The sequence below is a fragment of the Pseudomonas sp. genome (genome assembly GCF_026224925.1).
GTDB lineage: Bacteria > Pseudomonadota > Gammaproteobacteria > Pseudomonadales > Pseudomonadaceae > Aquipseudomonas.
On the sequence record NZ_JAMFRV010000536.1, the window covers coordinates 1 to 14,798 of the forward strand.

Sequence of the window (14,798 nt, forward strand, 5' to 3'; positions counted from 1 at the left end):
CTATCATCGTCATCGGTACTGGCTTAAGCCTTGCCTTGACGAAAAACTCGTATCCGCAATTGTCATGGCTTGGTCTCATCAGGCACGGTTATAGCTACGCGACGGAAAATGGGCTAATGGATAACGCCGCCCAAAAGAAGTGGCTTGCAATGTTAGATGGAGTTTGCAGCGTAGACGAAACCCTCTCAGTTGCTGGATTTTTATCAAAAAAATTGTCAGGGCCTGGGCATGTCAACTACACGCGCTGGTTCCACAATGCTTTCAATGACGTACTAATCAAAGATGAAAAGCTTAAAAACATAATAAAAAATATATCTAACTCAGGTGTGCGGTTCTGCACGCTCAATTACGATTCTCTTTTAGAACAGGCCACGGGCCTACCATCGATCTCCATTTCAGATACTGATAACGTAGTGGCGTGGATAAAAGGTGAAAAAAAAGCAATTTTACATCTGCACGGATACTGGGAAAAAGCCGAATCCTGCGTGTTGAGTGATGCCGACTACGAGAAGATTTTAGGTAGTAAGCCAAGAGACTTCTTTCAGCAAAATCTTATGGTCCTTCAAACCCTGCTTTTTGTAGGCTGCGGCGGGACATTCGATGATCCGAACTTTCAGAATATTTTAAATTGGCTTAATACCGAGTTTAAGTCAGGACGAGTACCTAACTTTGCTCTCGTATCCAGTGGTGAAATTGCTGAACGGAAGAAGGAATGGTATGGACTCGTTCAGGCGTTAGAATATGGTGAAGACCGAGCATACCTTCCAAGTTTTCTAGAAGAATTATTTGGTGAAGTCACAGCAACATCAGCGTCTATAGACTCTGATGTGCTGGGCAAGCCACCCATGCGCTTAATGGAGCAAGGGGTAAAACGTGTAAATCTCGACGCCATACGGATTGCACTCGCGCCGGCACCACAAGCTAATGGTGTAAGACATGCCCAGTTTTACCAAGCAAGCCAAATTATTGAAAGTCATCGCCGGCTGTGGATAGCTGCTGATTGGGGTATGCGGGAAGACGAATTTATTTGGTCGCTAGTTTCACAAGAATCGGAAAAAATCAGCAATATATACGAGATAAACGTTAGCAATTACACAAACATAGAAGCTTTTGGCAGACAAGTAGAAGATATATTTGGGGAATCATTCGAATCATTTTGCAACGCATTGTCCATAGCTGGCGCGTCATACCTTATACTCAAAGATATCCCCTTTGACGCGACACAGAATAAGGAAGGCCTGTATTTAGATCTTCAAAGACTGTCTGGAATATTAACATCATTTTGTCAAGACCTAAGAGTATTGCTGGTGAGTCGCCAGTCACCACCAATAAAAACCGAGGCTGTTGAGCTTTTGGCTTTGGGTGCAGCTGACACGAGAACATATATTGAAGGCCATCCTTTATATCAAGGAGGGTTAGGCCGAGAGGACCTTCATCAACTTTTTGAATACTCCAATGGAGTTCCAGATATTATTGCACTGGCGCTTGAAAAGCTCGCAGTGGCATCTTTAGATGAAATAATTGTCGAACGAGGAACTTCCCACATTAATTTGGCCGGCAGATTTGGTGTCTCTATAACCTCCTTAGCCAATTCAAGGGACATTCAAAAAGAATATGCATACTCACTATTAAAACATCTGTCGACCTTCCCGTATGGAGAGTATCTCGATAACATCAAGCGCGTGAACAGGACCAAGAAATTCACAATTGATCATGTTGTTATCTTGCAAAAGGAAGGATTTATTTACATAGAGGAGCAGGATAGATTTGGTCAAACTGGAAGTCGGGCGTCGAAGAAACGCCTAGTTGTTACTCGCGCAGTTCGGCAATGGATTCAGCAGGAGGTAAAAGGCAGGGAATTAGCTAAAATCAAAAGCTTGGCCCACAAGCTTTACTTTGGTGAAAACTGGGCAACCAATGATCTAAAATTTCACGCTGCCTTTAAAGCCAATGATATCGGCGAGCAATCTTCAGAAATCAATAATGCAAAATCGTTTATTGTAGAGCTGTTTGCTCAAACTGCCGGTGACGACAGGAAGCGGTCTGTTGTAATGGGCTTGGCGTCGCAGTTTTGTGCGATGATAACAAAGAAGTCCTACTATAAAGCAGTTCAAGATCTATTTGGATCATTGAGGCCTTGGTTTCATCCAAACACGCAGAGTAGCGAGTATTGGCACCTTAGTTTTCTATATGGAAGGGCATTGAGAATGTCCGATGCGGAGGGTGCTTCAGATGAGGCATTAGACATCTTACTTGAGTGTTTGGAGCACCTGACAGATTCGAAAACTTGCGCATCAATAAATCTATCGATTGCTTTGATTTACTCGAAGAGAAAAGATCATGGCCAAGCGATAGCTCATGCTGAAAAGGTTCAAAAACTTAATCGTAAAGGCGACTCTGTGCAGGCTGCACATGTGCTCCTTATAAACAAGCAAGCGCCGGGGTTAGCTCAGGAGCTACTTAAGCTTGAGAATAAGGCTAAGAAAGCAAAAGCGAGCGCCCCATATACGAATATAGCGTTAGATAGAGTTCAACCTTTAGCCAACGACACCCATAAGATTGAAGAGCTGGAGCGGATTGTTGAGCACTGCAACATTAACCAGGCGGTTTACAGCCGAGCTAGAGCTTTGATTGAGTTGGCCGACACTTTGCTTAAGGTGAATAAACGTCTAGAGCCGAAAATGATTTCAGAGCTAATCGGGATCTACCATCATCTACATAATGACAACCTGACAAATTTGCATGATAAGTGCCATCGCCTTCTATGGACTGTTTTTGGCCAGAATAATGATATATTGAATTTGCTTCAGTTGTTCAAGTACAGCTCACTATTCTGGCGACTCCGAGACAACCCAGCCACGGAACTCGCTGCAATACAAAGTATTCGAAAACTTGAGCATTCTAGTTCGCTCGCTGGCTCTGAGCGAGATCCTGCGCTGTCTTATTATCACGGGCGTGCAAGAACACTACTAAGTTAAATATAAGCACTGAGTCTGCTTTTATTCGCTAAGATTACTGCAATAAGCACTTCCTTTTACGAAGTGCCTTGTGGACTAACTGTCTCGATTGCAGTCTATTGCCAGATTTCAGATTCCCATACCAACCTAAGAACGAGGCACCACGACACGAGTGCTTTCAGCCACTTTCTGCTCAGGCTCTCCCATTTCTCAGAATCGAGATTTCCGGGGGGCTTTGACACTTGGCGCGCCAAATTCGACGGCATCACCGTGCCGGACACTAATCGGCTGCAAGGTCTCGATCTGGAAAACAGCCGATTGAAGAAGCTGTTGGCCGCGAGGGAAAAGCGACCGCTTATTTTCCTAACGCGCCCCTGATCGATGGTACTCAGTCAACAGCGTGATGTGGCTATGACCTTGATGTCTGCTATGCGGAGAGCAGTACACTAGGGGTACAGAGACCAGTTTCTATCTATTTCACCAAATTTCGCTTAACACCAGTAACCACATTACTTTCAGCTCACTGTACCTACGCTAGACTTCGGATGGTTTCACCGGGCTTGCAGTGTTTCCATGCAACGCGCGATTAAATGATCTATCAGCCAACCACGACTTGCGCTTTTCTGCGGCGGATCAACCCTGCTGTTAACTCAAAGTAGTACACGGTCGCGCGGGCAGAGCAGCGCTGAGAGTGTTTCAAAAACCATTTCACGTGCTTTTCCTTCCAGGACCGGGGAGTCGCGCAACCCCAGCGCTCTCGAATCGCCTCTTGCATCCTTTCTGCCTGCCTGATATGCCGCTGCCGTGTGGCATGCGCGCCTTTGAGCACTGGACTCAGAAACAACGCCATGTCGAACTCGGACTTCATCGCCGCCCCCCGATGTAGGCACGCACCACATCGATGCGGTTATGTCCCAACTCGTGACTGATCTGCTGACGAGCGCTCTGATCACGTGCTCGATCGTCTCGATGGCCACGACCGCCATTGACGGGTGCCGAGAAGCCCGTCAGTTGCTCATATCGCTCACAGGCGTACGCCGCCCGCAGTTCATGAAAGCCTTTCAATCCCTGCTCATGCAGAATATCCCGCGCAGGTCGCACCACTGCCTGTATGAAGTCTTTGTAGCTTTCATCAGGTGCTAACAGGTTCCGACTGCCCTTGGGTGAGGACTCACTCGCCCTGTCGAGGGCATCGAGAACTTGATCCGTGACCGCGATCCAACGTGGTGCCGATGCGCCTGACCGACCGCCTTTGGTACCGTCCTGGATGTTGATCTTGCCCAGCTGCCGAGCCTCACGTTGCAGTCGGAGCAGATCCGCCAGGATCGCTTCACGCAGGCGCATGCCGGTCTCTCGGGCCAGGTGCACAATTGCGCTTACTCTTTGCTGGCCTTGCTCTGACAGCGCCTGTGCGATCTGCTCGACCTGCACACGGTCTTGGCCTTGCGGTGACTCAATACGCACGCCTGAGCGCTGCAAGCCCAGCGCCTGGCTCGGACTGGGAATTTTGACGTACTGATCACCGCGCAGCGCGGCCAACGTGCGGTTGACGCTGGACAAACGGTTCTGCGCGGTGGCGATGCCGACGTTGCCCTGATCAACCTGCTCTCGTATGTGGGTGGCGTAGCGCATGAGGATGTCGCGATCGATCTGTCGGGCATCATTAATCTTCGGCCCTTCCTCTGATCGACACCAACGTACGAATGCCTGCCAGCGATCGCTATGGGCTTTGATGGTACCGAAATGGCCATCGCCAAACAGATCTTTCAGCGCTTGCGGTCCAGCATAGCTAAGCTGGCGACCGAAGCCGAAATTGCGCCCAGCTCGCTTACCGACCCGAGCCATTTTTCTGCTCCTGATCGACTGTAGCGAGCTCGTGCAAAAGGGCTCGCCAGTGCGCACTCACAATGGCGAACTGGGCCCAATCAGTTGGGCGAAAACACAGCGTGTTGTCGGTGACGTAGAGAACCGCGCCCTCCTCTTTCAACCATCGAATGATGGCTGTCTTCGTGGCGCTGGTTTTATTGAGGGTGGCGACATCGGCGACAGCGGCGACAACCCTTGTCCGGTCTGGTTTTGAGCATGGCGACAAAGTGGCGACAGTCGCGGCAACAAATCGCGCTTTGGGCTCTTTTTGGCGCTGAGCCAGATGATTGCGTAGTGCTTCATCAAGATTGAACATGGCGCACCTCGAAGGTCTGGCCGTCAGTGATCAGCCACTGATGATCAATCAACTCGACTAACAGCTTGGTGGCATGACGGCTGCTCTTACGGGCAAAGCGGGGGCCGTTGCGATTCAGCTCTCGAACACTGAAACGCTTCCACTCCTTGACCTGTAGCCAGCGCAGCAACCGATCAGCCTCTTCCTTTACCCGGCACACCGGCTCCTGTTCGGTCAGGCGCTGAATCTCGGTGAGGTAGTAGCCGACCAAGGTCGAGGCCCGTTGAATATGATCGACCTCCACGACACTGCTCTCCTCCACCACGGCCAAAATACCGGCGACGCGCAACAGGTTGTCGGCTGCCTTTGATCCACTGGGCCGCACATTGGCCAGTTCCCCAAACTCACCCAACTGGGCCTCGATGGCGTCATGCAGATCAATCCAGCGACGGCGAGCCAACGCACTGATGGTCAGCGTTGAAAGCAACAGAGCGCCGTCAGGGGACAGCGACCACGGCTGATGAAACAGGGCCGAAAGTCGGTGGTGATAGCGCTTCAGCGCAGCGTCTTGGGACAAGTCGACAGATTGATAGCTCCGTTGTCCGGCCAGGCTGGTGGGCCAAATCATCAGACAGCGACCGAGGATGCCTTGCCCCTGCAGCAATGGGTCACTGAGCAACTGCATCGCCAAGTACGGTTGCAGCATCAAGTGCAGACTCAAACGCCGGTCATAAGCCCGTAGGCTTTCACCGGCCATGGAGCGCGCTCGATCAATCGGGCTCCCGTCCCAGAGTGACGACAAGGTTGTGACTGCTTTCAAACGGTTGTCCCGGTTCATGGTGCTGCTGCCGAGGAACTGCCCCCCTTCGTCACAGAACAGGCCCATGCACGGTAAGTCATGACAGAGCCCCTTGATCAGCGCCTCGATAGTCGGGTCCGTGGTGATCAACCTAGGGGCCGACGGCTCCTCTTCTACGAGAACGCGGTTTGCGGAGTCAGGATCGTTAGGATTACTACGCTGAGCCTGTTTTTGTACGGCACGGTATCGAGCAAGTTGTTCACGATAGCGTTGCCACTGTTCACGCTCCCATTGCCGTGCGGGCAGCAAGGCACATCGATCTGCTGCCGTTTTACGATCCCCTGACGCAGCCACGGTAATCAGGTACAGCGACAGAGGGTAATTTCTCCCGTCGAGCTGTAAACCCGCATGGCCTTGTGTGGCCAGCGCCGAGGCAGCCAACACCGATTGCGCGGCCAGCGCCTGAGGCACGCCGATGACCTCGGCCATGCGCTCCACCGCAGGCCCAAGAATCCCACCCAGTGCCTGCACCGGATAAGGTTGGGCCACGAGAGTCGACTCGATCAGCGGTCGAGGTGGTCGTGGTAGTTCAAGCTTCGGATCTAACTGCTGCATGGGCCCTCTCCTCAGTGATTGCTAGTTGTCCTCACGTAGTCCCGCCACGGGTGTTGAGTGTTATCAGGGATCAAGGCCCCTGCGGCCTGTGAGGTGTTCACTGACGCGGAACGTGCGGCTCCTTACGACCAGGAGCGAGGGCATGAACCCATGAATCTGGCCTCCTTGGCGCATCCGAAGATGCGGGCGGGCGGAGGCTGTGCCGACCGACGAGTTCGGCACCTGGAGATCCTGGGTGGGAGAAGGCAAAGATATGGACACCTGGGGCATGCCTGACTGTCAGTCAGGTGCAGCACTTCCATGGGCTGCGGCACCGGTGTCTGTGTCGTTGCGGATAGCGACGAATCGGATTTGTCAGGTCGATTGTCACGAGGAGAGTTGCGGCAATGCCCTGTACGACGTGGCTTGCAGCAGTGGTACGAGCGCCCGTCTCTTTCCAGAAGAAAGAGACGGGCGCAGTCTGGCGCAGCGAGGTGGGCCAAGGGAGGAGGTTGCTGCAGCGCAGCGAGGAAGGTCCATCGTCTGCCGCAGTGGGCAGATAAGTCGAGTAGGCATCCATCACTCTCGGGGAGTGACCGTGCGAGCCGCCGGACGCTAATCGCACTTCGGGAGAACCACCACGCAAGTGGCGTAGCCTTAAAGGTTCTGACTACCTGGGCAGGTGCTGTCAACGACAGCGATCCGTGCGCCAATTTTTATACCCACTCGAAAAGGCGGTCAAGCGTCACGACCAAGGCGTGAAAAAAGTGGCGACTGTCGCCACTTTTGTCGCCATGCTCCAGGCCACGTTCTGCGTTCGTTGTCGCCGCTGTCGCCGCTGTCGCCACACCTACATTCATACCCCCACGAAAAGATCCGCTCTGACACTGAAACGGCGCTGCGCTCGATAGAGATCGCGGGCAATTGCTAAGGGGCAAAGGAAGGCGCGGCGCTAATTAAATCTGAAAGGAGAAAGTGGAACGCGGTAGCTTCGAGAAAAAGCAAGTGAACCCTCCGATCGGCGCGATCAAAGATCGCTGGATCGGAGGGTTTAGCGGGAAAGGCAAAGTTTCAAACGTCAATTACAGCCTCAAGCATCGAAACTTGTTGGTCGGGATCTGCCGACCGCGCCCCCCCGTTTCAGGCCTGACACAGCGTCCTTCGACTATAGAATCCAGCAATGCTGATAGAATTAGGCCGGTTATACATAACACCCTTATGAGAAATGGTATGAATACCGAGTTGACGGAAGAAGAAATGCGTAAGGCGCTATTTGGCGTACCGGAGTCCCCTTCCACGGAAACTCATTCACACTTGGAAGACACTGTTCCGGATGTCTTGATGGTGCAACCGGTAAAGACAGCGAAGAAACAGAAAGTCTCAAAAGGTTTCACACCCAGACTGAGAGTCACGCTGCTGGTGGGAAATGAATTTCAAGGCAAGATGCACGAGATGATATATGAGGCCGATACGCTGAGCTCCCTAGTTGCAGAGCAAGAAGCTACTAAGACGGCCAGAAAAAAATTCAGGTTCGTGGAAGTGGTATCGGTCAAGTCGATGTAATTGCCCCCGTTCATTGGTTCGCTTGAACTGCATTAAACTGTCTTCGGTTGTCGCGGGCCACTCGACCGGCCGGAGGCTTCAAACCTCAGAGTACGTAATCGTATCGCGGACGGGCTTTTACACCGCCAACCATCCAAAACTCAATACTTAGCCGATCGCCGCTCCGAAGCTCCATAACCGACGGTGGCAACAGACGGAAATCGGCCAAAAGCAGCCGCTCAGATGTGTCACTCAAATACAGGATAAAATTCGTCCACCAACTCACTTCCAGGCCATGAGTTGACTGGGGTAATGTGCTCAGTAGGAAGCCAGGAGTGATTTATGGATAGCAAGCGGGCGATTGAACTTAGTACAAAGATCATAGAAATACAGACGCTAATGATCGCGTACACCACCGATGGCAGAACCTCCGCTCAGCCTGCCGAATACCGTGAGCTCTATGCGGAGGTGATAATAGATCTGGAAGATGCGAAATATGCGAATCCCAACCCGCACAAATCGCTCGAAGTCTTCATGGCATTTTGCAAGCTTCAGGAAATGAGTACTTATGCAAGCCGTCGCGTCTACGTGCAGGAGCTCTATGCCGATATCTTGCTAGACCTCAAACGGATACAACGTCACGCCCCATCATCCAGGAATTGGAGTAAGGCAAATGAAGCGTTGGCTGATGAGTTGACGCCAATCCGTGCGCAATGGTTAAAGGCGAAGAACTTCATTTACTCAGCAACACCTGACTTCGAAAACTCCGTAAAGGAGTCAATCAGCTCCGTTGAGTCAAGCCTCATGGTGCTGCTGAATGAACCAAACGGAACGCTCGGTAAGATCATCAAGCGTGCAAATCTAGACGCAGATATTGAACGTTTGATCACCCAAGCCTATGGCTATGCGAGTAACAAAGATTTCGTTAGGCACGGCGGCACAGTCGAGTCAGCTCTTTCACAGGCAGAAGCAGAGTTTTTTCTTGAGTTCTCTGCAACATCTATCGTGTACATTACCAATCGGTTAAAAAAACATGACTCCTGAATCGCCTTCAAAATCGTCCCCTAGCGATCTTTAGCCGAAAGGTCGAATGGTGAAACGTTAGCCATGCATGCGATAAGTGCGTTGATGCCAATGGAGATAGCGATGAGAAGGACGTCACCAACCAACAAACCTGAGTGCGCAACGTATACTCTAGCTGTGATGGGATCGTCGCTTAGCGGTGATGACGGTCGTCTAGGTGTAGCCATCTCCTCTACTTTCATCGCTTTAGCAAGCAAGATCCGTTCGGTTAGTGGATCCCGCCACCTATTCTCGCTGTACACAGCCTGCTTGACGCCTATAAGCCAACTTAACGAAATACTTACCACCAATTATGTAATGGAGGCTGCCACGTGAGTGTCGTTGCAAGTCGTTACGAGCGTCTGGGGCCGTCGCTCTCCCTGCTTGCTGATGAGGCCGTTTTAGCTCAAGCATGGAAGAAAGCCGATGCGTATATTCGGCGACATAACTGGTACGCCGACATTCTAGAATTGGAGCAAGTCTCTCTCTTGCTTCCGCAAACTTTGCGAGCTTGGCAGTCGCAGATTTCTTGGGGCGATCACACCTCCGCCAGCCCACTACGCTTGGTTCCCGCCCCAAAGAACGGCAAATGGCACTTTCCCTCTAAAAAAGATGGTGGCGACTGGAAATTCAAACCTATTCCGAAGTCCGACGACTCACTCCAGACCGAGCCTGATTTGCGTCCTCTCGCGCATGTCGGTATTCGCGAGCAAGTTATGGCGTCAGCCGTGATGCTATGTTTGGCTGATGCTGTGGAGACGCTGCAGGGCAATACAGACCCTGCGACCTACTCCAGCAAGGCACAAGCTAGGCAGCAGGTTTGCAGTTACGGTAACCGACTTTTCTGCGACTGGCTTAAAGACTCAGATGACCGTCAGCAAGGGCGTTTTCGCTGGGGCAACGCAACCACCTATTCTCAGTTCTTTGTTGATTATGAGCGCTTTCTTGAGCGTCCGGCCGAGGTGTGCCGCGAAGCGCTTCCAACATTGCAGGACGAGCGGCTGTTCGTAGTAAAGCTCGACCTCGCCAAGTTTTACGATTGTGTGAGTCAACCTGCGGTGGTGACACGCTTGCGCACTCTGTACCAGAATTACGCAACCAAATTCTCAATACCTTATGTAACTTCAGAAGCAGAGCCGTTCTGGCAAGCAGTGGAAAAAATTCTTTGCTGGCAGTGGCATGTCGGCGACTCAGCTGGGCGTGCAGACCTGAAGTTGGGGCTGCCCCAGGGATTGGTGGCAAGCGGGTTCTTCGCTAACGGGTATATGCATGATTTTGATCAGATGATACTTGGGGGGGTGGCTCAGAGGACTGGCATTCCCGTCAAGGTGAACGGCAGTACGGTAACAGCGCGCTTGGTTGACTACTGCCGCTACGTAGACGACATGCGCCTGGTGGTGGCGATTCCTAACGAAGCAGCAAACAGTATGGCGCTTGAGACCATCGCAAATGACATGAGCGATTGGGCTAACAGTCAGATTGGTTGGTGCTTCAAGGATGCGCACAATGGACTGGAAATCAAGAAAGAAAAGTCCGAGGCTGTTGCCTGGGAGGATTTCGCGGTACAAGGCAGTACGTCCCGCTTCATGCGTGGCGTGAATGGACAAATCAGTTCAGCCCCTGACCCTGCTACGTTGCTGCAGGCTACCGGCAGCTTAGACCATTTGCTCTGGCTGGCGGACGCGCTAGACGACGCTGGCGACGTCGATGAGAACCCACTGGCATTGGCTCGGATTTCGCTTCCGCGAGCGGACGTACGCGATGACACAGTTAAACGCTTCGCGGCCAACCGCTTGCGCCAAGTATTACGAATGCGTCGTAGCATGGCTGATCCTGAACTACCTGCCGAAGATACTCTGTCGAATACCGAAGTGAGCGAGCGCCAAGCGCTCGATCACGAAATGGAGACAATTGCGAGGAAGTTGGTTGCATGCTGGTCTCGCAATCCAGCTTTGGCCAGCGTACTGCGCTGTGGGTTAGACATCTTCCCATCTGCGGAGCTACTCCGGCCGGTCCTTCAGGCGTTGCAGATGAAACTGAAATCTGGTGTAAATCGAGCAGAGCGTGAGGTGTCGCTGTTCGTATTATCTGACCTGCTAAGGGCCGGCGCAGTGGAGACAGGACTGCATCGCCCAGAAAGCTACCCGGCTTTAGCGGATATAGCCGGGTACCGCAAAGAACTTTTGCAGACGGCTCTAGAGGTAATCGCCGCTCCCGACCTTCCTTGGTACCTGCATCAACAGGCGGCCCTCTTTCTAGCGGTCATGCAGTACCCGGTATTGTTGCCCCCGTTACCCGAATTGATTTCGTATAACGCGTTACATTCGGCCTTGCGCTTCTCACCGCCTTTCACTCCTGAGCTCTCCACTGCGCTAACGGCTGGGCTATTGGTTATGCGAATCACAGGCCAGCGCGACAAGTTTGTGATCTGGCTTGGTAGTTGGCTGCAAAATCTATCTATCAAAGACGCCAACAAACTAATCGATGATATTGCCATGATCGAACCAAGGGTCCTGGGCGAGCTTCACGCTGCGTGGATTGGCAGAGGTAAAGTCGGTTGGGTCAAGCATGTAGATCGGTATCTATCTCCACCTCAAACTCAAGAAACCTCGGTACGCCTTAAAGACTGGCGTGGAGGTAAGCGCTCACTTCTGACAATAGTGACTCATCCTGAAAATCCATTTGTTCAGGAAAATGCGTTACTCAAATTGACGGTCGAGCTGTTGAAAGCTGCGCCATCGGGCCTACTCGATCAAGATGGTCTCAGTTTGGACTGGTTGTTTGTAGAGTGCGCGGACTGGAGCAGGATTCAAGACCCTAGCACTCAGATCATCTTGACGTTTAAAGCTCCCAACAAGATTGTGCAGCCTTGGAACGAGAAACCATCATGGTGTTCGGACGAACTGGCCTGGGCGTATCGTCTTGGCCGGCTCTTGCGCTCCGCCATCATCGGGGAAAGCGACTTCACTACTCGTTTTTTCCCGCTACGTGAGGAGCAATTTAATAGCTATCGAGGTATTCAGAGCAGTTGGTACAAACGTCGCCTGGGGTTGATGCCCCTTAGTCGCGGACTGGGGGAAGAGCCTACTCCCATTTCGCCATGGCTCAACGAGCTGGTCATGAGACTGCTGCAGTGGCCTGGCTTGGAGATCAATAGGAACGTGGTGGTAGGATTCGCCGAAGTTGCGATCCCGTCCGACTTGCTTATCCTGGTCAAGGCACGCTTGGCAGAGCAAGGGCGTATTTTCGGAAGGCAATCCAATCTTCCTGCTTACCTTTTGCCGATTGAGTGCGCGAAGACTACAAACCTGAGCGCTTTCAAGGTCGCACTGGTCCAGTCTTTGATGCCTAAGGATGCCGACTTTTCTGAAGGTGATCCGTTGCACTGGACAGAACCTTACCGCGCCAGGCACAGAGCGCATCTTGCGGCTATGTGCCGCTTGCTAGGACAGCAGCTTTCGGCTGCACGCTTCGCGAACCGGAAAGTCACTACGCAGCGCAAAAACCAACTAGACCTAATTGTCTTCCCTGAACTCGCCATCCATCCCGACGACATGTGGCTTTTGCATAGGCTGTCGGATAGCACAGGTGCAGTGATATTTGCTGGTCAAACCTTCGTAGAGCACCCATACCTCAAAAAACCCATAAACCGGGCTGTGTGGCTTCTGCGACAGGAGAGTGCCGCTGGTAGGCAGATCATTCGCGCCTATCAGGGCAAGGAGTACGGAATCCCTTGGGAAAAGAAGGCTGGCGTGGCGGGACACAGGCCCTACCAGGTCATCGTCGAATTCAAAGACAACCAGGGCGTTACGGCCAGACTGACCGGCGCCGTCTGCTATGACGCTACCGATCTGAAGCTCGCGGCCGACATGCGCGATATCACTGATGGTTTTGTAATCGCTGCGCTAAACAAGGACATCGGTACGTTCGACACCATGGCGACAGCTCTGCAATTCCATATGTACCAGCCCATCATGCTAGCTAACACCGGCCAGTATGGTGGCTCAAATGCTCAGGCGCCCTTCAAAGCGCACCATGAGCGGCAGATTGCCCACGTTCATGGAAACAATCAGGCTGTGATCAGTATCTTTGATGTGGACCTTCTAGCGTTTCAAAGCAGCCGAAATGCCGAGCAGGCGAAAGAGAAGAAAACTGCGCCTGCTGGGTTCGGTGGACGACGCTAAGCATGCACCTTGCGCCGGTAGGGTGGTGACGCAACCACCGGCGCCTAGTCAAAAGCGAAGTTTCAATAGTGTCTCCGCACCTTCTCGAGTCCCCTCTGTCTACGGAATTGAAGGGGGGAGTATCTGTATTAGCGGCTGCTCTGATTCAGGCCACTTCCGATGTACTGCCTCTGATCATCAGCAGCTTTTTAGTCACGGTTTGTCCACGGTCAGCCTTAACTTGCGGTGCGGTTGATTAGCGAAAAGTTGAATCCGCAGTTGTGAGCAGTCCTTGCCTAGCGACCGCTTAGAGTCGATGGTTGCCTGTCGCGAAAGGCTGCAATCGGCACAGGCTGTGTGAAAACGATTTGGAGCAGAATACAGTTACGACAGGTATGAAAATCGCGGTCCTACGCAATTTTCCGGTCTGCTGATTAACCAAACGCTGGCAGATTTTACGTAGAAACGCAGACTTCAAAAAGGCGTACGCGTTTCATACAGCCTGGGCCAAAAGCAGCCGGTCACGTGACGCGCTGACTGAAAGCGACCAGATTTTTCTGCCTGGGTCAGGCGGCCTGGGCTGATTTGATCGAGGTTTCGCTAGTCAGGACTCACGGTGCATCTTGGACAGGACAAAGGCTTGAAATTTTCGTAGCCAAGATGCAATAAGTCGAAATTATTTGCGAATAGGAAATTTCAGGCTGCTATATTTCTTCATCCGCCCAGTTTCAAATATTCAATAACTCTGCAGAGGGATTATTGGTTGACTTGACTGAAATTCAAAATTTACGAACTCATCAATATTTAATATTTTTGTTGGGATTTCAAGTTTTATGTAAGCGGCGGCGACTTTCTTCGAAAATCTCCTATCATTCGTTATAAAATAGCTAGAACTGGAAGCATAGATGGCATGGCTGTTGTCATGCATTCTTCCAGTTAGCGCTGCCGCATGGTTTTTTTCTTCCTGATTGTAACCGGCCTCCTCCATACAATTTAGAATTTTTGAGATTATTACCTCTTTTTGGTGGTGGCTTTGCATGAGGTTAATTCCGGTTGGAATATTTTGTAAGCTCATCCCGGCTTCGGAGAATTTAAAGTCCAAGTAATCGGAAAAACACTTATCTTCAAGAATTTCCTCTGGTGAAAGCCTAGACAGGCGGCGCGGTCCGAGGTTGTGCTTCTTTTGGATCTCTAAAAATGTAGCGACGCCATTTGTTGTTTGATTTATTGTCTCAAAATTTGAGTTTAGATTTTTTGGATCTCTCCTCCCAAAGTGGAATAATTCGTTTCGCTTTGCCACATCGGTTAGATTCAGGTATTTATCAACGCGCGCCATACACGCCCCGAAATCTTCACTAACAAGCATTGTTGCAAACTGCTCTTCAGTTATCTCTCCAGAAAGTATGCGCTCCAAGTTCGATCTATGAATTCTCAAAGCGTCAGCGAGTTCAGGATGCCCATAAATCTCTCTGATTATCTCTTGTGTTTCCGCTGCGTTGGGGTAGCCGGGTAGATAGCCC

General features: G+C 51.5%; 9 protein-coding genes. 4 read left to right on the top strand and 5 right to left on the bottom strand.

Features of this window, described 5'->3' with window-relative positions; genetic code table 11:
• The first annotated feature begins 116 nt into the window (after window positions 1-116).
• A complete protein-coding gene (locus tag M0974_RS22600; protein ID WP_297842031.1) occupies window positions 117-2,978 on the top strand; it encodes an SIR2 family protein in 2,862 nt (953 codons plus the stop codon).
• A 577-nt stretch (window positions 2,979-3,555) separates the two neighbouring features.
• Here the strand turns inward: M0974_RS22600 and M0974_RS22605 are convergent.
• The 4 genes from M0974_RS22605 to M0974_RS22620 are packed head-to-tail and all read right to left on the bottom strand — an operon-like array spanning window position 3,556 to window position 6,532.
• The gene (locus M0974_RS22605; RefSeq protein ID WP_297842034.1) at window positions 3,556-3,825 is read right to left on the bottom strand and encodes a hypothetical protein; all 270 of its coding nucleotides are present in this window, start codon (window positions 3,823-3,825) and stop codon (window positions 3,556-3,558) included.
• A complete protein-coding gene (locus M0974_RS22610) occupies window positions 3,822-4,802 on the bottom strand; it encodes an integrase domain-containing protein (RefSeq protein ID WP_297842037.1) in 981 nt (326 codons plus the stop codon). Before M0974_RS22610 ends, M0974_RS22605 begins: the two co-directional genes overlap by 4 nt.
• Window positions 4,786-5,139, bottom strand: a complete 354-nt coding sequence (locus M0974_RS22615) for a hypothetical protein (protein ID WP_297842040.1) — start codon at window positions 5,137-5,139, stop codon at window positions 4,786-4,788. The genes M0974_RS22610 and M0974_RS22615 overlap by 17 nt, the downstream gene beginning before the upstream one ends.
• Window positions 5,126-6,532, bottom strand: a complete 1,407-nt coding sequence (locus M0974_RS22620) for a YfjI family protein (RefSeq protein WP_297842043.1) — start codon at window positions 6,530-6,532, stop codon at window positions 5,126-5,128. Before M0974_RS22620 ends, M0974_RS22615 begins: the two co-directional genes overlap by 14 nt.
• A gap of 1,209 nt (window positions 6,533-7,741) precedes the next feature.
• On the opposite strand from M0974_RS22620, the gene M0974_RS22625 reads away from it, so the two are divergent.
• From M0974_RS22625 to M0974_RS22635, 3 genes are all read left to right on the top strand, one after another.
• Complete coding sequence (locus M0974_RS22625; RefSeq protein ID WP_297842053.1) at window positions 7,742-8,074, top strand: hypothetical protein; 333 nt, start codon at window positions 7,742-7,744, stop codon at window positions 8,072-8,074.
• A gap of 321 nt (window positions 8,075-8,395) precedes the next feature.
• Window positions 8,396-9,097: a hypothetical protein gene (locus M0974_RS22630; protein WP_297842046.1), complete on the top strand. Its 702-nt coding sequence runs from the start codon at window positions 8,396-8,398 to the stop codon at window positions 9,095-9,097.
• 350 nt (window positions 9,098-9,447) lie between these two features.
• The gene (locus M0974_RS22635) at window positions 9,448-13,299 is read left to right on the top strand and encodes an RNA-directed DNA polymerase (protein WP_297842049.1); all 3,852 of its coding nucleotides are present in this window, start codon (window positions 9,448-9,450) and stop codon (window positions 13,297-13,299) included.
• Window positions 13,300-14,014: 715 nt separating this feature from the next.
• On the opposite strand, the gene M0974_RS22640 is transcribed toward M0974_RS22635, so the two are convergent.
• A partial coding sequence (locus M0974_RS22640) for a hypothetical protein (RefSeq protein ID WP_297842051.1) occupies window positions 14,015-14,798 on the bottom strand: 784 nt, incomplete at its 5' end.